Here is a 19,907-nt window from a genome sequence, read left to right on the forward strand (position 1 = left end):
CGGGATAGAAAACATACTTTCATCTAAGCGGCCTGAGATGCAAGGATGACGGCATGAATAACGAGCGGTCGGCACATGCTCCCTTCGAGGTTTCGGAGGGGCTTCGCGAGATCGGGCAGGCCATCAGGGCCGCGCGACTGCGTCGTCGTCAGCCTGCATCCGATCTCGCGTCCCGCGTGGGGGTCTCCCTCCCGACATTGCGCAAACTCGAGAGAGGCGATCCCACGGTTTCGCTCGGCGTCTTCGCCAGGGCCGTCTGGACTCTGGGCCTGTTCCCGGCCGTCCGGCGCGCGGTCAGTCCCGAGAACGATCACCTGGCCGCTTCCATCGAAGCCAGCCGCCTGCCCAGCCGCGCGCGTCGCCCGCGCGACGTGAACCTCGATGACCTCTGACGTCTACGTCCATGTCCGCCGCGAGGACGGCACCACGGATCTCGTCGGCCGCTACCGGCTCGTCACGCCGGCGGCCGGTCGGTCCTACGGCGAGTTCGCCTATGTCGGGTCCTGGCTGAGGAACGGTCATGGCCGGGCTTTCGCCCTGGACCCGGAACACCTGCCGCTTCGGCCGGGGCCGTTCACGAGCACCGGCCGTGGCCGACTTCCGGGCGTCCTGGCGGATGCCACCCCGGACCGTTGGGGTCGACGGCTCGTCGAGCATCGTCGGCCTCACGACTCTCCCCCGATGATGCCGTCCGACTGGTTGCTCGCCGCCGGAGACGAGCGCGTCGGCTGCCTCGCCTTCTCCGAAACCCCGGCTCCCCCGTCACCGCGTCCGGGCTACGCGGCTGAGGCCGACCTCGACGGCATCGCGGACGGGTTCGCGCGTCTGGAGCGAGGCGAGGCGGTCGAAGGGCTGGCGGCCCGCCTCTGGACGGCGGGGATGAGCATGGGCGGTGCCCGACCGAAAGCCGTCATCACGTACGAGGGCGCCCTATGGATCGCCAAGTTCCAGAGGCGCGACGACACCTACGACCAATGCGGTGCCGAGCACGCGACGATGCGTCTGGCCTCCCGTTGCGGGATCGACGCCGCCGAAACCCGGGTTCTCGCCGTCGGCCCCCGCAAGGTCGTCCTGGTGAAGCGCTTCGACCGCGATGCGGTCTCCTGCCACCCGACATGCCACTACATGAGCGGATTGACCGCCCTCGGATTGGAGGAAACCTCCGATTCCGGTTCCTACCCCGACCTCGCCCTGTTCCTCCTCCGACACGGGGCGCGGCACGTGTCCGACCGCCATGAACTGTTCCGCCGCATGGTGTTCAACGTTCTGTGCGGCAACCGGGACGATCACCTCAAGAACCACGCCTTCCTCCGATGCGGCCACGCGTGGCGGCTGTCCCCGGCCTTCGACGTGGTCCCTCAGCCGGACATGGATCCCCAGCAAGCCATCGGCGTCGGTCGATCCGGGAGCTACCCGACGACCGGCAATTGCCTGACCCGGGTCGAGGATTTCGATCTCTCGCGGGACGACGCCCGAGACGTCGTCGCGACCCTCGCTTCCCGCATGCGCTCCTGGCGTGCCGACTTTGCTGCCGACGGCGTCGACGATGCGACGGTCAGGCGGCTCGCACGCGCCTTCTCGAAAGACCTCGACTGACCTCCCGCGCGGCGTGATGGAAGGCGATCTCGTCGAGGTACGGCATGAGGTCCGGCCTCATCCCCCATCCCTGCGATCCGCCTCCTCAGCGACAGGGCCGGCCCGGATGGCAGTGCGGGTTCCCACCCGATGGCGGAGCCTGCCTCTGCTGGCGCTGAGCCGCCTGCTGTTGCTGCTGTTGCTGCATCATCTGCTGCCGCTGGGCGGCCTGGTGCTGCTGGTGCTGGGCCTGCATCTGTTGGCGCTGCTGCATCTGTTGTTGCGCCTGCATCTGCTGACGCTGCGCCTGTTGCTGCTGCTCCATCTGCATGCGCTGCTGCTGGCGGTTCTCCTGGATCTGCTGCCGCTGCATCATCTGCTGCTGCTGGGCCTGGCCCTGCTGGCGCCGGGCGGCCTGCTGCTGCTCCATCTGCATCCGTTGTTGCTGGCGGGCCTCCTGGATCTGAAGCCTCTGCTGCTGGCGTTGCAGGGCATCGGAATCCGGGCCGCGCCGCGGCGGCTGGCCGGGCGCTTCGCGCTGGGAGTTAGCCGGCCACCGTCCGGCACGCTCGGGGCCGCTCGGCTCGACGCCCGGCCGGGCCACCCGATCACGGCCCGGACGACCCTCGCGGGCGCGGTCGTCTCGCGACCGGTCGAGGGCGGGCCGCAGGTCCGGTCGTTCGGTTCCGGCAGCACGGGCGGCGTCCCGGCGCTCGATCCGCTCCCGGCGCAAGGCCGCGCGGTCGGCGGGATCGGCGTTGCTGCGGCCGGCTCCGGGGCCGGCCGGGATGGCCGCGTCGCGGCGGTCGATGCCGGCCTTCCAGTCGGGGCCGGTCCTGCCGTCCCCCGCGCGGACGCGGTCGGGCGGTCCGCCGACGTTACCGGCGGGGCGCCTGTTCGCCACCGGCCTCGGCTCGGGCAACGCCTTCGCGTCCGGCCGTCCGGCGCGCGAATCGGGGGCGGTTACCGCAGGGAGCGGCCGGTCGCGGCGGGGTCCGTCTGCGCTGGGGCCGGCATCGTGACGGCCGGGGCGGTGCGACAGGGACGGCGGCAGCGCCACCCGGGCGGCGAGAGCCGCCGCCCCGAGACCGGCGGCACCGCCGACGAGGGCCGCCGCCGAAGGTCCGCGCGGCCGCTCGATGACGCGCCGGTTGATCTCGTTGATCACCACGGTGTTGTGGATGTTCCGGTAGATGACGTTGTCCGGCGGCGCGACGATGTAGGCGGGCGCGATCACATAGGCCGGAACGGGCGCGAAGAGCGGGACGGGGAGCGCGAACAGCTCGTCCTCGGGCGGCGGCGGCGCGATGTCGACGATATAGGCCGGGCGGGGCGCCAGCACGCCGGGCGGCGGCGGGGGCAGGGCATAGTCCGGGTCGTCGAAGGCGATGACCTGACGGTCGACATAGGCCTCTTCCTCCGGCGGCGGCGGGGGTAGGTCGAAGGAGAGGGCGGTGAAGGCTTCGGGGGGCCTCGGCGGGGCGGAGAGGCGGGCGAGGCGCCGGCGTGCATCCGCCGCGTGCGGTCCGCGCGGGTAGCGCGAGAGGTAGGACCAGTAGGCGTCCTGCGTGCCCGCCGACAAGGCGCGGCGCCAGGTCAGCGCCTCGCGGCGCGCGGCGACGATGGCGCGCACGCGCTTGGCCATCGGGTCGTCGGGATAGGCCCCGAGGAAATCCTGGTAGCCCTGCAGCGTGTCGCGCTCGACGGCGACCGAATAGGCGTCCCGCGCGCCGATGTCGCGCAAGGGGCGGTCGCGCAGGGCCGCGATCTGCTCGGCCTGCGCCGGGACGGGCGCGTCGGCATTGCGCTCGAAGAACACGAACGGCACCTCGATCTTGGCATCGTCCCAGGGCATGGCCGCGCCCCGGGTGGTCTCGTTCACCCGCAGGCGCACCCGGTCGAAGAGGGCCGCCGGCTGCAGGCCGCCCTCGCGGATCATCTCCACCAGGGCCTGCGCATAGGCGCCATAGGCCCCCGTCTCGGGCTGCGCCACGGTGCCGGGCGCCGCGTTGTAGGCGATGAGGCTGCCGGGCTCGGCCTCCACCAGGGCGAGGCCGCCGGCCAGCGGCTCCCCGGTCTTCACGAACGGGTTGGCGCGGGCCGCGTCGAGCACGACGAACCGGGCCTTCAGGGGAACGGTGGCGAGGCGCTTGATGTAGTCCGAGACCCGCAGGGCCGCGACCGGAACGTCGACGGCGGTGGCGATGCGGGCATCCACCGGGGCGAAGAAGGTCTCGCCCTCGAGCTGCAACCCGTACCCGGCGAGGTAGACGAAGGCCACCGTGTCCGGCCCGGAGGCCGCCGCCTTGTCGAGGAAGTCGCGCAGGGCCTTGCGCAGGGCGTCCTCGTCGAGGTCGCGCGCACCCACGACGTCGAACCCTGCCGCCTGCAGCGTCTGCGCGATCAGGCCGGCATCGTTGGCGGCGGTGGCGACGGGCGCCCCCTCATAGGCGCCGTTGCCGACAACGAGGGCGATGCGCTTCTCGGCCTGTTGTGCCTTTGCCGGCACGCAGATCAGCAGGGCGGAGAACAGGGCCGCGAAGACGGCGACATAGCGGGACAGGACCATCGCCGGGAACCTCCGTCGCCGCAGGCAGCGGCGACCGCCAATCCTACGGGGCATCGCGGACGACCTGAACGCGATCGGGCGCACCATCGGGGAGAATTCCGCGATCGTCCAGGGCGGCCCGGAATCAGCCTTACCAAATCCTCGATCCGACCGCGCCCGGCGGCCGCCTATTGCTTGGCGCGGTTGATCAGCGCCTGGAGCGCCCGCGCCACGGGTTCGGTGACGTTCTTGCGGTACTTCTTATGGACGAGCTGGCCGTTGTGATAGATGTCGTGCTCCACATAGAGCCGCTCGCCGTCCCACCGCACCACGTTGTCGGTCTCGGAGGTCTCCGTCACCCCGAGGTCGTCGCGCAGGGTGATGTTGCTGGGCTGTGTCAACATATCGGATCCTTTCAAGCGTTTCTGGCGCGATGGACGTGGGCGGGGTCCGCGTCCCGCGAGGCGGGCCATGCGGAACGGGTCCGCGTCATGCCGGCGAACCGGGATATCCCTCGCCCGGCCGTGGTGGCACGCATCTCACCCATCCGGCCCCAGCGCCCCGTTGTCCCTTCGGTGGATCGCATGGCGGTCGCCCACGATCCTCTCGCCGATCTTACGAAGCGGCGGCGCACGATGCCAGCACGAAGCCGGTCTCCATCGCTCAACGCACGGTCACTTGGTTCTTGATCCGCTCGTAGGTCGACCGGCTCAGGACGCGTTTCGACAGGAGCTGATCCACCGAGGCATAGGGCCGGCGCTGGGCGATGGCGCGGCCGATCATGCCGCCCCCCTTGAGGCCGTTGAGCTCCGCCACCGAGGCGGTGTTGAGATCCACCACGGAGACCGCCGCCGGCCCGGCATTGTCGCTGGCCTGCTGCGTCTCGGACGGGAGCGTGGTCAGGGGAGGGCTCTCGGCCAGGGGCGCCACGGGGCCGCCATAGGGGAGGGGGGCCGGGTTCGGCGTCGAACTCGCTCCCTCCGGCGGCGTGGGCAGTGTCTGTCTCGGCAGCGGACGGATCGGAGACGGCGGCAGGACGGCTTGCGGGGCCGCGGGCACGGGAGCAGCGGGCGCGGGGACAGCGGGCTGGGGCGCGGCGGGCTGCGGAGCGGAAGGCGCCGGCTCCGCGCGACGCTCGGGCGGCGCGGGCGCGGGTGGCTGGGGAGTGGCCTTGGTCGGCTCGGTGCGTTGCACGGGCGGCGCCTGATCGTCACCGCCCTGCGGCCAGAAGGCCTGGACTAGGCCCGCCAGCGCCGCCGCGACGACGAAGAGCACGACCACCCGTAGAAGAGTCGAACCGCTGAGCATCCAACCCGCCTCACGCGCGCACGTCAGGTTAAAGTCTAACATGGCATAGAAAGCAAAGTCTTGCCGTCATGCCCGATGTCCTCAGGCATCTGCGCGGGGAAACGTGCTGGTTGAAACCGCCCGTCGCATGAGGCTGCGGCGGGAACGCCGCCGGGAAAGCCCATCCTGCACCCTACGACGCATCGACGGACGGGGCCCGTCCCGGCATGGTCCGCCGCGATGTCCGCCACCTCCTTCGCCCCTTCGCTGAACCGGTTCGTCGTCGAGCGCGTGGGCGCTCTGCGCTACCTGCCGGCGCTCTTCCGCCTCGTTCATGCCGCCAGCCCCCGCCTGCTGATGGCGAGCCTCGCCCTGCGCCTCGTCCGGGCGAGCCTGCCGGTGCTGATGCTCTATCTCGGCAAGCTCATCCTCGACGCCATCGTCGCGGAGCATGCCCGGCCCCATCCGGCCGGAACCGGCCTCGCCGGCTGGATGGCGGACCCCGCCCTCAGCCGTCTCGCCGGCCTCGTCGCCCTCGAGCTCGGCCTCGCCATCCTGTCCGATCTGCTCGGGCGGCTGAGCACCCTCACCGACGGGCTGGTCGCCGATCTCTACGCCAATGCCGCCACCCTGCGGCTGATGCGCCATGCCGCCGCCCTCGACCTCGAACAGTTCGAGGACAGCGCCCAGCAGGACCGGCTGGAACGCGCCCGCCGGCAGGTGACGGGGCGCTCCAACCTGCTGTTCCAGCTCTTCGGGCAGGGGCAGGATCTCATCACGCTCGTCGCCTTCGGCATCGGTCTGGCCGCCTACGCCCCCTGGCTGATCCTGCTGCTCGCCGGCTCCCTCGTCCCGGCCTTCCTGAACGAGCTCTACTTCAACCGGCAGGGCTATCGCCTCGCCTGGACCCGCACCCCCGAGCGGCGCCAGATCGACTATCTGCGCTATCTCGGCGCCAGCGTGGAATCGGCCAAGGAGGTCAAGCTCTTCGGCCTCAACGCCTATATCGCCGAGCGCTACCGGATCGTGGCCGCCAAGCTCCTGGCCGACAACCGGGCGCTGGCCATCCGCCGGGCCGGCTGGGGGGGCCTCTTCGCGGCTCTGGGTACGCTGGCCTATTACGCGGCCTATGCCACCATCGTCTGGCGCACGGTGGCGGGCGCCTTCTCCATCGGCGATCTCACCTTCCTCGCCGGCTCCTTCCAGCGCCTGCGCGGACTGATCGAGGGCCTGCTGCTGGGCTTCTCGCAGATCTCCTCGCAGGCCCAGTATCTCGAAGACCTGTTCTCGTTCTTCGAGGTGGTGCCGCTGATCCGCTCGCCGGAGCACCCGGTGCCGTTCCTGCAGCCGATCACCCACGGCATCGTCTTCGAGGAGGTCGGGTTCCGCTATCCCGGCACCGAGTCCTGGGCGGTCCGGTCCTTGAGCTTTCATCTGGCCGCCGGGGAGGTGCTGGCCCTGGTCGGCGAGAACGGGGCCGGCAAGACCACCATCGTCAAGCTCCTGACCCGCCTCTACGACCCCACCGAGGGCCGCGTGCTGCTCGATGGCCGACCGCTCTCAGACTACGACCTCGACGACCTGCGCGCCCGCATCGGCGTCATCTTCCAGGATTTCGTGCGCTTCGACTTCACCGCGTCCGAGAACGTCGCCGTCGGGCGCATCGACGAGCGGGACGATGCCGCCCGCATTGCCCGCGCCGCCGGGCGCAGCCTCGCCGACGGCGTCATCGGACGCCTGCCGCTGGGCTACGACCAGCCGCTTGGCAAGCGCTTCGCCGAGGGCGTCGATCTCTCCGGCGGCGAGTGGCAGAAGATCGCCCTCAGCCGGGCCTATATGCGCGAGGCCGAGATCCTGATCCTCGACGAGCCCACCGCCGCCCTCGACGCCCGCGCCGAGTTTGAGGTGTTCCAGCGTTTCCGAGATCTCAGCCGGGGGCGCAGCTGCGTGCTGATCTCGCACCGTTTCTCCACCGTGCGCATGGCCGACCGCATCCTCGTCCTCTACGGGGGCAAGGTCATCGAGGCCGGAACCCACGAGGAGCTCCAGGCGAGGGGTGGGCGCTACGCGGAATTGTTCGAATTGCAGGCCGCCGGCTATCGCTGAGGCGCCGACGGGTATGCTTCCGCGACAACACAGGGGTGAAGCGACCTCCCGCGCGGCCCGAGGGCGTTGCATCTCGTCTCCAGAACCATCATTGCACGAACCAGATTTTCGGGCCGTTCGGCTTGCCCTCCCCTGGATGAGGCAAAGCCGAAGAGTCGGCAGTTCGACACCGTCCGTGATCGTCCAGACATGAGAATAGTAACATGAAGACGCGCGCTGCGGTCGCGTGGGAGGCCAAGAAGCCCCTCACCATCGAGACCATCGACATCGAAGGCCCCAAGGCCGGTGAGGTTCTCATCGAGTTGATGGCCACCGGCATCTGCCACACCGATGCCTACACCCTGTCGGGCCTCGATTCCGAGGGCAAGTTCCCGGCGATCCTCGGGCACGAGGGCGCGGGCATCGTCCGCGAACTCGGCGCAGGGGTCACGGACCTGAAGGTCGGCGACCACGTCATCCCGCTCTACACCCCGGAATGCCGCAGCTGTAAGTCCTGCCTGTCGCAGCGCACGAACCTCTGCACCGCGATCCGCTCGACGCAAGGTCAGGGCGTGATGCCCGACGGCACCTCGCGCTTCTCCTGCGTCTCCACCGGCGGCAGCCCGAGCGGGTCGAACACCCTGTTCCACTACATGGGCTGCTCGACCTTCTCGAACTTCACGGTCCTGCCGGCGATCGCGCTGGCGAAGATCCGCGAAGACGCCCCCTTCGACAAGATCTGCTACATCGGCTGCGGCGTCACCACCGGCATCGGCGCGGTGATCTACACCGCCAAGGTCTGGCCCGGCGCCAACGTCGTGGTGTTCGGCCTCGGCGGCATCGGCCTCAACGTGCTTCAGGCCGCCCGGATGGTGGGTGCCGACAAGATCATCGGCGTCGACATCAACCCGGACAAGCAGGAGATGGCCCGCAAGTTCGGCATGACCCACTTCATCAACCCCAGGGAAGTCGGCAACGATCACGTGGTCTCGGCGATCCTCGACGTCACGGGCGGCGGCGCGGACTTCTCGTTCGACTGCACCGGCAACGTCCACGTGATGCGCCAGGCGCTGGAATGCTGCCATCGCGGCTGGGGCGAGTCCATCGTCATCGGCGTCGCCGAGGCCGGCAAGGAGATCTCCACCCGTCCGTTCCAGCTCGTCACCGGCCGCGTCTGGAAGGGCTCGGCCTTCGGCGGAGCGCGGGGCCGCACCGACGTGCCGAAGATCGTCGACTGGTACATGGAGGGCAAGATCAACATCGACGACCTGATCACCCACACCATGCCGCTCGAAGACATCAACCACGGCTTCGACCTCATGCACGAGGGCAAGTCGATCCGGTCGGTGGTGGTTTACTGATCCCATCCAGACGAAACGCCTCGACCCTCCCCCCTCTGCGGGGGAGGGTGCCTGCGGAGCAGGCGGGAGAGGGGACGACCTCTCCGGACAGGGCGCTCCCCTCTCCCGACCCTCGCTGACGCGAGGCCCACCCTCCCCCGCAGAGGGGGGAGGGAGGAGCCCGTACCGACCATCGCCCCCATCAGGAGATCACCGCATGGAAACCATCTCGAAGGCCCGCGCCCATGGCGGCACGCAGGGCGTCTACAAGCACGATGCCAAGACCACCGGCTGTCCCATGACCTTCGCGGTGTTCGTGCCGCCGCAGGCGGAGAACGGCCCGGTCCCGGTGCTCTGGTACCTGTCCGGCCTCACCTGCACCCATGCCAACGTCATGGACAAGGGCGAGTACCGCCGCGCCGCCGCCCGGCACGGCGTCATCATCGTGGCCCCCGATACCAGCCCGCGCGGCGCGGACATTCCCGACGAGGCCGGCAACTGGCAGTTCGGTTCGGGCGCCGGCTTCTATGTCGACGCGACGGAGGCGCCCTACGCCGCGAATTACCGGATGTGGAGCTACGTCACCGAGGAGCTTCCCGCCCTCATCGCCGAGAACTTCCCCGCCGACATGTCCCGCCAGGGCATCTTCGGCCATTCCATGGGCGGCCACGGCGCGCTGACCATCGCGCTCACCTATCCCGACCGCTTCAAGTCCTGCTCGGCCTTCGCGCCCATCGCCCAGCCCTCCACCGCTGGATGGTCGAAGCCCGCCTTCGAGAAGTATCTCGGGACGAACGAGGCGGCCTGGCGCGCGCATGACGCCACCGCCCTGATCGAGGACGGCAAGCGCTTTCCCGAATTCCTCGTGGACCAGGGCACGGCCGACAGCTTCCTCCAGGACGGCCTGCGTCCCTGGCTCCTGGAGGAGGCCTGCAAGAAGGCCGGCATCCCCCTGACGCTGAACATGCGCGAGGGCTACGACCACTCCTACTTCTTCATCTCGACCTTCATGGACGACCACATCGCCTGGGCCGCCGACCGTCTGAAGTAAGGCCTTCACCCGTCACCCCATCCCCGGCCCGTCGCGCCGGGGATGGGCTCCATCGGCCGTCATCCGGGACAGGCCTTCCTCCGCCACGCACAGCGTCGCGTCGAGAACGGGCCCCCTTCCTCATCGGGTTCCGCCCCGCCGATCTGCGGGCTCACGCCCCGAATCCACATCGTTCCGGCCGCCGACAGCTCCCGCAGGCCGAGCGCGCCCCTGCATCACAACCTGCGCGGTCTGTGTCGAACCGGCAACGGCGACCGGCCAAACGTCTCGGGTCTCTTGCCGCCGCGCGAGCCCAAAGCTACGGCGTGAGGGCGAATACATGTTGTATTACAGTAGTTTATCATAATTCTAAACAAGGCTGCAGATCAAGCCTCGCCATGTCCGCGAGCCCGTTCTGCTGCCCATCATCCGGAGCCGAGCCGTCCATGCCGTCCCCCTCATTCTCCCGTTCCGCCGTCCTCGCGGCCGGGGTGTCGATCACGGTGCTGGCCCTGACGGGAGCCGGCTCGGCACAGGAACGGGCCGTGACCCTCGATACCCTGAGCGTCGAAGGCTCGGGCGCAGGCAACGGAGCGGGAGCGGGCAACGGGCGGCGCGCGCCGGAGACCGCTCGCGGCCCGGTGGACGGCTACGTCGCCACCCGCAGCGCCACGGCCACCAAGACCGACACGCCGATCATCCGCACGCCGCAATCGATCAGCGTCGTCGGCGCCGAGCAGATCAAGGCACAGGGCTCCCAGACCCTGTCCGAGGCCGTGCGCTACACGCCGGGCATCTACGCCAACCAGTTCGGCCCCGACACGCGCCTCGACTGGTTCCTGATCCGAGGCTTCTCGGCCACCGAATCCGGCCTGTTCCGGGACGGGCTCCAGCTGTTCCAGACGTCGTTCGCCAACTTCCGCATCGACCCGTTCGGCGCCGAGCGCATCGAGCTGCTGCGCGGCCCCGCCGCCACCCTGTTCGGCGGCAGCCCCGTGGGCGGCCTCGTCAACATCGTCTCCAAGCGCCCGACCCTTGAGCCGCTCCGCTACCTCGAACTCGGCGGCGGCTCGTTCAGCCAGCGCTACGCCGCCTTCGATCTCGGCGGCCCGGCGGACGAGTCCGGCCACTGGTTCTACCGCCTCACCGGCCGCTTCCAGAACGGCGACGCCCAGGTGAACTTCGCGCCGGAAGATCGCTACTACATCGCCCCGAGCTTCACCTATAAGCCCGACGGCGCCACCACCTTCACGGTGCTGACGAGCTTCCAGCGCGACGAGACCGGGGGCGCCGGCCAGTTCCTTCCCTATGCCGGCACGGTGCGCAACAACGCCTCGGGCTTCCGCATCGACCGCAAGCTCAACGCCAGCGACCCGCTCATCGACCGCTACACCCGCAACCAGGCCAATCTCGGTTACGAGTTCGAACACCATGTCGACGATGTCTGGACCGTGCGTCAGAACTTCCGCTATTCGTTCACGGAAGTCAGCGACCAGCGCTACGTCGCCAATGGTTATACCGATGCTTCGCAGACGGTGCTGAACCGATACGGTTTCCAGACTACGCCAAGAGCGGGGATCTTCACCGTCGACAATCAGGCGGAAGCCCGATTCAACGACGGCTACTTCGGCCACACTCTGCTGATGGGCGTCGACTACAAGCGCTATAGCCTATCCGATACCCAGGCTACGAGCTTCACGGTGCCGCCTCTCAGCGTCCTGTTCCCGCGCTATTACCAGGCAGCCGGGCCAACGGCTCCCTACCGGGTAGCAAATCAGCAACTTCAGCAGGTCGGGCTCTACCTTCAGGATCAGGTGGCCCTGACCGATCATCTTACGTTTCTGATTGGTGGACGTCAGGATTTCGTTGAGAACAACGTCGTCAACAAACTGCCTGGAAGTGTGTCGACACAGATCAACGAGAGTGCTTTCTCCGGCCGACTCGGCCTGATCTACAATTTCGACAACGGTCTTGCGCCCTACGTCACCTACGGAACGTCCTTCAATCCGACGGCCGGGTTGCTGGCCGGCAATGTGCCGGCCAAGTCCGAGAAGGGCGAGCAGATCGAGGTCGGAGCCAAGTTTCAGCCCGTGGGCTGGAACACCCTGTTCACGGTGGCGGCCTTCGATCTCGTGCGCGACAACGTTCTGACCGCCACCGCACAGGATCCCTTCGTCAACATTCAGTTGGGCAAGGTCCGCTCCCGCGGGTTCGAGGCCTCGGCCGTGGCGACCCTAGCGGAGGGGCTGAACCTCACCGCCTCGTACACGATCTATGGTCTACGCACGATCGAGGGCGCAGGCCCAACTGATCCGCGCATCGGCTTCGTGCCGGTGGGCATCCCCGAGAACCTTGCCTCGCTCTGGGCGGACTACACGATCCCGCTCGGCGACTTCAAGGGTTTCGGCTTTGGCGGCGGCGTCAACTATGTCGGTCGCTCCTTCGCTAACATCGACAACACGCTCACCGTGCCGGAATACGTCACCTTCGACGCGGCAGTGCATTATGACTACGCCGGTTGGCGCGCTGCCGTGAACGTCATCAACATCGGTGATCGCCGCTTCGTCTCGTCCTGCTCATCGGAGGCCGCCTGCTTCTACGGCACCCAGCGCAAGGTCGTGGCGAGCGTCTCCTACAAGTGGTGAGCCCGTCCCTCATGCGATGAGAGACGTCCCGATCCCGATGAGCCCGGCTCATCGGGATTTTTTGCGGGGGGGCGTCAGGATTTGGTCGGCGCCCAGAGTCCCAGCGCCGAGGCATCGACGGGGCGCGGCAGCAGGCCCTCGGCGCGGAACGCGTCCGCGATGGTCTGCTGCTCGGAGAGCCCCTCGCGGGTCACTGGCTCGACGATGTAGGTGCGGCGGGCATTGGCCTTGGCGACGATGGCCGGATCGAGCTTCCACAGGGCGCCGAGGCGGGTGGCGGCCTCGTCGGGATTGGCCTTCACCCAGGTTCCGGTGTCGCGCAGCTTGGCGAAGACGACGTCGAGGATGTCGCCGTGCTTGGCCGCGTAGTCGTCGGAGGCGAGGTAGTAGCGCTTGTAGAGCGACAGGCCGGTGCCGTCCTTCAGGATGCGGGCGCCCGATTGCAGTTCGGCCGCCGACAGGAACGGGTCCCAGGCGACCCAGGCCTCGACCCCTCCGCTGGCCAGCGCCGTGCGCCCGTCCGCGGGGGTGAGATAGGCGGGCGTGATCGCCTTGAACGGAATCCCCTCCGCCTTCAGGGCGGCGAGGAGCAGGTAGTGGCTGCCGGCGCCCTTCGTCACCGCGACCTTGCGGCCCTTGAGATCCGCCACCGCCTTGATGGGGGAATCGCCGCCGACGACGATGGCCTGCGCAGCCGGCGAGGCGGCCTCCTGCGCCACGTAGGTGATCCGCGCATTGGCGGCCTGGGCGAAGATCGGCACCGTGTCGGCCACGTCCGCCGAGAGGTCGATCTGGCCCGCGTTGAGCGCCTCCATCACCGGCAGACCACTGGTGAATTCGTGCCAGGTGAGGCCGACCTTCAGGGGCTCCAGCGCCTTCTCCAGGCTGCCGTCCTGCTTCAGCAGGGCGATCAGGGTCGAGGATTTCTGGTAGCCGATGCGGAGCGTCCTCGGCTCGGCGGCGCGCGCGGCGCCCGGAGCGAGGGCGAGAAGGCTCAGCGCGGCGGCGGCCTGGAGCGCGTGACGACGATGGATCATGACAGGAGGTCTCGCGGGCGACAGGTCAGGGATGCTTATGGATGGGATCGACCCAGTGGACCGTCTCGGGACGTTCCACGGGTTCGACATCGGTGATGTTCACCACCACCGCCTCGTTGTCGGAGCGCACCAGGACGCAGTTCAGGGGCTGGTCCGGATCGGCGTTGATCTCCTGGTGCGGCACGTAGGGCGGCACGAAGATGAAATCGCCGGGGCCGGCCTCGGCCACGAATTCGAGCTTGTCGCCCCAGCGCATGCGGGCGCGGCCGGAGACCACGTAGATCACGCTCTCCAGGGCGCCGTGATGGTGCACGCCGGTCTTGGCGTCGGGGGCGATCGCCACGGTGCCGGCCCAGATCTTCTGCGCGCCGACGCGGGCATGGTTGATCGCCGCCTGCCGGAACATGCCCGGCGTCTGGGCGGTGTTGGAATCGAGCTTGTCGCCGGGGATCACCCGCACGCCGTCGTGCTTCCAGCGCTCGTTGGCGGGCGCCGCCTCGTGGTCATGCGCGTGGTCGTGGTCGGAAGGGGCGTGGTCGTGGCTGTGGTCGGAAGGGTCGTGCATGGGTCCGGTCCTCGGCGGCAATCGTGTCAACGTACCGCGGCGGCGGCCGGTTCGAAGCTCCGGTCGAGGATGAGGTCGGCGCGCGGCGCCCGCGCGGCGGGGATCAGACCGGAGCGGACATAGAGGTCGATGTTGCGCTGTTCGTCGGCGATTACTGAATCGTCGATGGGCACCGCCCGATATTCCGCCCGCGAGAACCAGCGCAGGGGCACGGTCTCCGGCAGGCCGATGAGCTTCGACCAGACCGCTGCGTAGGGGGCGGGATCCTTCAGCGCCCATTCCCGTGCCTTCACGAGGCGGCTCCCGAAATCGGCGAGCTGCGCCCGCTTGCTCTTCAGGGCGGCGTCGGAGGCCACCGCGAAGCTCAGCCCCGGCGTGATGCCGTTGCCGTCGCGGACGACTCGAGCGAGGCCGGCGAGCTCGGCCGTAGAGGTGTAGGGCTCCCAGGTCGACCACGCATCGACGCTGCCGCTGGCCAGTGCGATCTTGGCATCCGCCGGCGGCAGGAAGCGCAGGGTCACGGCATTGGCCGGCAGGCCCGCCTCCTCCAGGGCGGCCAGCACCACCTGATGGCCGATGGAGCCGCGATTGGTGGCGATGCTCTTTCCCTTCAGGTCGGCCACGGTCCTAATCGGCGAATCCTTGGCCACGAGGATCGCCAGCCCGTCCTGCTTGTTGCGGAAGGCGACGAAGGCCTTCACCGGGACCCCGGCGGCGGCCGCAAAGGTGAAGGGCGCGTCGCCGACCCCGCCGGCATCGATCGCTCCGGCGTTCAGGGCTTCGAGGAGGGGGGCGGCGGCGGGAAACTCGCTCCATTCGAGCCGGTAGGGCAGGTCGGTGAGGACGCCGGCCGATTCCATGAGCGCGCGGGCGTTGCCGCGCTGGTCGCCGACGCGAAGGACGGTCTCGTCGGCGCGGGCGAGGCCGGTGAACGCCAGCAGGGCGAGGATGGCGATGAGCGCGCGCATCAGGCTGCCTCCGCCCGCGCGCCACGCTCGCCGAGGAGTCGCTTGAAGGCGGGGATCAGGTCGCGGCCATAGGCGATGGCATCCTCCAGCGGGTCGAAGCCGCGGATCAGGAAGGTCCGCACCCCGAGGTCGTGATAGTCGAGGAGGGCGTCGGCCACCTGCTCCGGCGTGCCCACGAGGGCGGTGGAATTGCCCGAAGCGCCCGTCTCGCGGGCGATGGCGGTGTAGAGCCGCTTGTCGAGGCGCGAGCCCTGGGAGGCCGCCGCGAGCAGGCGGCGCGACCCCTCGTTCTCGGGCGCGGGTGCCGGGCCGAGTCCCCTGGCGGCGCGGGTGGCGCGGGTGCGCGCCAGGATGTCCTCGGCCCTCGCCCAGGCCTCCTCCTCCGTCGCGGCCAGGATCGGCCGGAACGACAGGCTGAACCGGGGATCGCGGCCATGGGGGGCTGCGGCCGCCCGGACCTTGGCGATCGCCTCCCGCACCTGATCGAGGCTCTCGCCCCACAGGGCGTAGGTGTCGGCGTGCCGTCCGGCCACCGCGATGGCGGCGGGCGAGGCCCCGCCGAAGAAGACCGGGATTCCGCGCGGGTCCACCGGCTTCACCTCGGAGAATCCCCGGTCGATCCGGTAATGCGCGCCGGCGAAGTCGAACGGCGCCTCGGCGGTCCAGACCTGCCGGGCGATGGTGAGGAACTCGTCGGTGCGGGCGTAGCGCTCGTCCTTGGTGAGGTGGTCGCCGTCCTGGGCCAGTTCCCGGTCGTCGCCGCCGCTGATGGCGTGGATGGCGACGCGCCCGTCCGTCAGCTGGTCGAGGGTCGCGAATTGCCGCGCGGCCACGGTGGGCGCGGTGAAGCCGGTGCGATGGGCGATCATCAGGCCGATCCGGTCGGTCACCGCCGCGATCTGGGCGGAGAGCAGCAGCGCGTCGGGCTGGGTCGCGTAGAAGGCCACCAGGATGCGGTCGAACCCGCCCCATTCGTGCGCCTGGGCGAGGAGGCGCAGGTAGTCGCGGTCGATGGCGGGTCCGGAGGCCGCATGGGTCTCGGAGGTGTAGCGGGGGGCGGCGAAGCCGATGAACTCGACGGCGTCGGCTGGAAGGAAGCTCATGGCGATCTCCTTGTCCGTGTCGGAAGGGGCGGTGATGTCAAAGCCCGAGGGCGGCGCGGCCGGCGGACACGCGGACCGCATCGGCCTGCGGCCAGTGGATGCGCCCGCACAGGACGTCGCGCAGGTGCCGCTCCAGCGGGTTCGCCCGCGACAGGCCGGGATTGCCGGCCAACTCCACGGCACGCTGGACCACCTGGATCGCGTTCTCGGTGACGGTGGTCTTGAGGAATCCGGATTCCGCCACCGAGGGGCAGGTGCCCCCGTCCACGTCCGCGGCGACGCTCCGGATCAGGCGGGCGTTGAGGCTGAGCAGCCGCTCATTCTCGCCGATGGCGTCCTGGAAACGCGGCAGGGTGGCGAGGCTCTGGCCGAGGCTGCCGGGCTTGCGGTCCCTGGCGAAGGCGATGAACCAGGCCTGCGCCGAGCGGGCGACGCCGTCGTAGAGGGCCGACAGCATCGTCGTGCTCCAGGCCTGCTGGTCGGTGTCGGGCTTGCGCCAGCCTTCGGGCGGGCGAAGGTCCACCGCATGGTCGGCCGGCACCTCCACGTCCTCGAAGATCACGTCGTGGCTGCCGCTGGCGCGCAGGCCGAGATGGTCCCAGGTCTCCTCGATGCGGATGCCCGGCGAGGTCATGGGCACGAGGATGTTGCCGATGCGCGGCTCGGCCTCGTCGGTGCGGACGAAGACGAGGCCGTGGGTGAGGGCCGGGCTGCCGGTGGAGTAGATCTTCCGGCCGCTGATCCGCCAGCCCGCGGCCGTCGCCCGCGCCACCGTCTCCGGCAGGCCGCCCCTGGCGGGGGTGCCGAGTTCGGGCTCGACCCGCAGGGCGTTGATGAGCGCGCCGTCCTGCACCGCCGCGCGGCCGAGGCGGTCGGCGATCGCCCGGGGCCAGTTCTCCCGCGCATGGATCAGCCCGTGCTGGAGGAAGTGCATGGTGACCACCAGAGCGGTGGAGGGCTCGCCCCGCGCCAGGGTGCCGACCACCATCGCGGCCTGGCCGAGGCCCGCGCCGCCGCCGCCGAGCCGGCGCGGCACGATCAATCCCGGCAGGCCGGCATTCCGGAGGTCGGCGATGTTGTCATGCGCGAATCGGCCGGCGCGGTCATGCCCCTCGGCCCGTTCGGCGAAAAGCCGGGCGAGCCCTTCGGCGGTGTCGCGCAGAGGCGGGGAGAGGATCATGGGGAGGCGGGATTCTTCGGACGGATCGGAGGGGCGGGGCTCACGGGGCAGGCCCGCTTGAGGACCATAACCAAGCGACCCAATGGTCTCGCCGATGACCCGCCCTGTCAACGAGAACGTTCTTTTTTAAGAACGCCGGATCGGAGAAGGCCCTTACTGCCACCGCTCCCTGCGCCGAAAGTCGTTCCCCCGAAACAGGGAGGCAAGGGGAGGACTCGTATCCCGAGCCCCGCCGGCCGTCATCTGGTTCGCATTCGTTCGGCCGGGATCGTTCGACAAAACAAACGGGCCGTCGGCGCGGACGGCGGCGCTGCGGCCAGCGGCGGCGGCTCGGCGGCGTCGAGATCGTCGGGGTCGGGGCTGGCGGCGGAGGCGAACTTGGCGAACTCCCAGCCGTCGACCCAATCCTGCCGCTCGGCGGATTCCTCGCCGCCCGGTGCGTGATCGATGGTCTCGCCACGCCCGTAGGCTTCGAAACCCATCCAGTAGACATCCGGCGTCGCAGCGCTCGTCACGGCATTCTCCCTCTCCGGGGATGCTCATGCCACGGGACGGTGCGCGCCACATCCTCCGGATGAGGGAGGGAGGTCGTGGATATCGGCGCGCGAATGGCGCGGTCAGGGGGCGACGCCCTCGCGGGTGAGGAGGTGGCGCTTGCGGGCGACGCCCCAGCGATAGCCGGAGAGCGAGCCGTCCGAACGGACCACCCGGTGGCAGGGAATCGCCACGGCGATGGGGTTCGCGCCGCAGGCCCGCGCCACGGCACGGGTCGCGGCCGGCGCGCCGATGGCGCGGGCGATCTCCGCATAAGTCGCGGTGGTGCCGATGGGGATCTTGCGCAGGGCGTTCCAGACCCGCTGCTGGAAGGCGGTGCCGCCGATGTCGAGCGGCAGGTCGAGACCGCGCGAGGGGCAATCCACGAACCCCACCACCTGCGCCATCCACGCCTCGAAGGCCGAGTCGCCGCCGGTGAGGTCGGCCTTCGGGAAACGGTCCTGGAGGTCGCGGACGAGGAGGTCGGGATCGTCGCCGAGCAGGATGGCGCAGAGTCCCCTGGCCGTCGCCGCCACCAGGATGGCGCCGAGGGCGCATTGGCCGATGCCGAACCGGATCGCGACCCCTTCGCCGCCCCGGCGGTAGATGTCGGGGGCCATGCCGAGGCGGTCCGTCGCGTCGGCGTAGAAACGGCTCGGCGAGGCATAGCCGGCCTCGTAGATCGCCTGCGTCACCGAGTCGGCCTGGCTCAAGCCCGAGGCGAGGGCCTTCGCGCGCCGTGCCGCCGCATAGGCCTTCGGCGTCACGCCGGTGACCGCCTTGAACACCCGGTGGAAATGGAACGCGCTGAGACCGGCCGCCTCCGCCAGCGTCGCGAGGCCCGGCACCGTCTCGGATCCGTCGATGAGGCGGCAGGCGCGGGCGACGGCCTCCGCCCGGCGCATGGCGAGGCTCGGTTCGTCGGGCCGGCAGCGCTTGCAGGGGCGAAAGCCGGCCCTCTCCGCCTCGGCGCAGGTGGCATGGAAGCTGACATTCTCGCGCCGCGCCGGGCGCGCCGCGCAACTCGGCCGGCAATAGATGCCCGTGGTGCGCACCGCATAGACGAAGCGGCCATCCGCGGCCTCGTCGCGGGCGGCGAGGGCGGCCCATTTCGCCCCGTCGTCGCCGTCGAGGCGGCGGCCTGTGGCGGGCAGGAGGTCCGGGCGGGATATCGATTCGGGGGCGGACACGGCGTCGATCTCCTGGCCGGGCGACGACGGCGCGGGGAGCGCCGCCGCCTCAGGTCGTCATACTGGCCCCGGGGATCGCCGGCTGCATCCCGGTTCTTGCTCCCGCTTTCGCCTGTCCCGGTGTCAGGCCGTCCTCGGCGCGCCGACGGGGGCGGATTTCGCGCGCGTGCGGGTCTGGAACCGCGCCACCTTGCGGGCAACGAGCGCGAACACACCCGCCAGGGCGATCATGGCCGCATCGAACCAGAGGAAGCGCGGGTCGTGCCGCAGAAGGGCGCTCGGCAAGGGCGCGGCGGCGGCGGCGAGATCCACCAGAGCCACGGCGAGGAACAGGGCGGCGGTGACGAGGGCCATTTCCCGCCATGCGGCCCGGTGAGGCCGGAACAGCGGAACCACGCCCATCACGATCCAGGCCGCGAAGAAGGCCCGGACCTCCCAGTCGAGGCGGTCCGCGAGGCCGGGAGGGAGCACGCGGTTGGCGAGGAAATACACCGCGATCGCCGCCGGCAGGCCGATGACGGTGCCGATGTTGAGGGCTTGCACCACGCGAAGGCCGAGAAACGAGGTCTCGCCGGGTTTCGGCAGCCGGGCGACGGACCACAGGATCAGGCCGCTCGCCACCATGACGCATCCCATCAGGCCGCAGAGGAAGAACAGGATCCGCAGGGCCGGCCCGGCGAAATGGGCCTCGTGCAGGCCGACCATGGTGGTGAAGGTCTTGGCCGCCGGTTTCAGCCCGCCCTGCAGGATCTCGACGATCTCGCCGGTGGTGCCGTCGAAGGCGATCTGCGGATGCTGGTGGGCGAGCCCGTGCGGCTCC

The 19,907-nt window shown here is 69.8% G+C and carries 17 protein-coding genes; 6 read left to right on the forward strand and 11 right to left on the reverse strand.

The window, feature by feature from the left end; genetic code table 11:
* Positions 1-53 precede the first annotated feature (53 nt).
* Positions 54-392 (forward strand): helix-turn-helix domain-containing protein, encoded by a 339-nt coding sequence (locus tag MKK51_RS18705; protein WP_243979566.1) that lies wholly within the window; start codon positions 54-56, stop codon positions 390-392.
* The gene (locus tag MKK51_RS18710) at positions 382-1,596 is read left to right on the forward strand and encodes a type II toxin-antitoxin system HipA family toxin (RefSeq protein ID WP_243979568.1); all 1,215 of its coding nucleotides are present in this window, start codon (positions 382-384) and stop codon (positions 1,594-1,596) included. Before MKK51_RS18705 ends, MKK51_RS18710 begins: the two co-directional genes overlap by 11 nt.
* 85 nt (positions 1,597-1,681) lie before the next feature.
* On the opposite strand, the gene MKK51_RS27245 is transcribed toward MKK51_RS18710, so the two are convergent.
* The 3 genes from MKK51_RS27245 to MKK51_RS18725 all read right to left on the reverse strand — a co-directional run bounded on the left by MKK51_RS27245 (position 1,682) and on the right by MKK51_RS18725 (position 5,431).
* Positions 1,682-4,144, reverse strand: coding sequence for a caspase family protein (locus MKK51_RS27245; RefSeq protein WP_279601211.1), 2,463 nt, complete (start codon positions 4,142-4,144; stop codon positions 1,682-1,684).
* A 167-nt stretch (positions 4,145-4,311) separates the two neighbouring features.
* Complete coding sequence (locus MKK51_RS18720; protein WP_018041891.1) at positions 4,312-4,527, reverse strand: hypothetical protein; 216 nt, start codon at positions 4,525-4,527, stop codon at positions 4,312-4,314.
* Positions 4,528-4,786: 259 nt separating this feature from the next.
* On the reverse strand, positions 4,787-5,431 hold the full coding sequence (locus tag MKK51_RS18725) for a ComEA family DNA-binding protein (protein ID WP_243979576.1): 645 nt from the start codon (positions 5,429-5,431) through the stop codon (positions 4,787-4,789).
* Between the two features lie 219 nt (positions 5,432-5,650).
* Here MKK51_RS18725 and MKK51_RS18730 point away from each other — a divergent pair, with 219 nt between their 5' ends.
* The 4 genes from MKK51_RS18730 (at position 5,651) to MKK51_RS18745 (ending at position 12,510) form a co-directional block, all read left to right on the forward strand.
* On the forward strand, positions 5,651-7,516 hold the full coding sequence (locus MKK51_RS18730; protein WP_243979577.1) for an ABC transporter ATP-binding protein: 1,866 nt from the start codon (positions 5,651-5,653) through the stop codon (positions 7,514-7,516).
* A gap of 203 nt (positions 7,517-7,719) precedes the next feature.
* On the forward strand, positions 7,720-8,856 hold the full coding sequence (locus MKK51_RS18735) for an S-(hydroxymethyl)glutathione dehydrogenase/class III alcohol dehydrogenase (protein WP_243979578.1): 1,137 nt from the start codon (positions 7,720-7,722) through the stop codon (positions 8,854-8,856).
* A 196-nt stretch (positions 8,857-9,052) separates the two neighbouring features.
* Complete coding sequence (fghA, locus tag MKK51_RS18740; protein WP_243979579.1) at positions 9,053-9,886, forward strand: S-formylglutathione hydrolase; 834 nt, start codon at positions 9,053-9,055, stop codon at positions 9,884-9,886.
* Positions 9,887-10,311: 425 nt separating this feature from the next.
* Complete coding sequence (locus MKK51_RS18745; protein WP_243979580.1) at positions 10,312-12,510, forward strand: TonB-dependent siderophore receptor; 2,199 nt, start codon at positions 10,312-10,314, stop codon at positions 12,508-12,510.
* Positions 12,511-12,584: 74 nt separating this feature from the next.
* Here MKK51_RS18745 and MKK51_RS18750 read toward each other — a convergent pair whose 3' ends face one another.
* The 8 genes from MKK51_RS18750 to MKK51_RS18785 form a co-directional block, all read right to left on the reverse strand.
* A complete protein-coding gene (locus MKK51_RS18750; RefSeq protein WP_243979581.1) occupies positions 12,585-13,547 on the reverse strand; it encodes an aliphatic sulfonate ABC transporter substrate-binding protein in 963 nt (320 codons plus the stop codon).
* 25 nt (positions 13,548-13,572) lie between these two features.
* A complete protein-coding gene (locus MKK51_RS18755; RefSeq protein ID WP_243979582.1) occupies positions 13,573-14,112 on the reverse strand; it encodes a cupin domain-containing protein in 540 nt (179 codons plus the stop codon).
* A 26-nt stretch (positions 14,113-14,138) separates the two neighbouring features.
* On the reverse strand, positions 14,139-15,080 hold the full coding sequence (locus tag MKK51_RS18760; RefSeq protein WP_243979583.1) for an ABC transporter substrate-binding protein: 942 nt from the start codon (positions 15,078-15,080) through the stop codon (positions 14,139-14,141).
* Positions 15,080-16,183 (reverse strand): LLM class flavin-dependent oxidoreductase, encoded by a 1,104-nt coding sequence (locus MKK51_RS18765; protein WP_243979584.1) that lies wholly within the window; start codon positions 16,181-16,183, stop codon positions 15,080-15,082. The genes MKK51_RS18760 and MKK51_RS18765 overlap by 1 nt, the downstream gene beginning before the upstream one ends.
* Before the next feature lie 37 nt (positions 16,184-16,220).
* Positions 16,221-17,363, reverse strand: a complete 1,143-nt coding sequence (locus tag MKK51_RS18770) for an acyl-CoA dehydrogenase family protein (protein ID WP_243979585.1) — start codon at positions 17,361-17,363, stop codon at positions 16,221-16,223.
* A gap of 239 nt (positions 17,364-17,602) precedes the next feature.
* Entirely contained in the window at positions 17,603-17,878 is a 276-nt protein-coding gene (locus MKK51_RS18775) for a hypothetical protein (RefSeq protein WP_243979586.1), read from the reverse strand.
* A 102-nt stretch (positions 17,879-17,980) separates the two neighbouring features.
* Positions 17,981-19,069 carry a bifunctional DNA-binding transcriptional regulator/O6-methylguanine-DNA methyltransferase Ada gene (ada, locus tag MKK51_RS18780; protein ID WP_409565722.1) on the reverse strand — a complete coding sequence of 363 codons (1,089 nt, stop codon included), beginning with the start codon at positions 19,067-19,069 and terminating at the stop codon, positions 17,981-17,983.
* Between the two features lie 141 nt (positions 19,070-19,210).
* Positions 19,211-19,907: PepSY domain-containing protein (locus MKK51_RS18785; protein WP_243979587.1), on the reverse strand; the 697-nt coding region annotated here is incomplete at its 5' end.

The organism is Methylobacterium sp. E-045 (genome assembly GCF_022829685.1).
GTDB lineage: Bacteria > Pseudomonadota > Alphaproteobacteria > Rhizobiales > Beijerinckiaceae > Methylobacterium.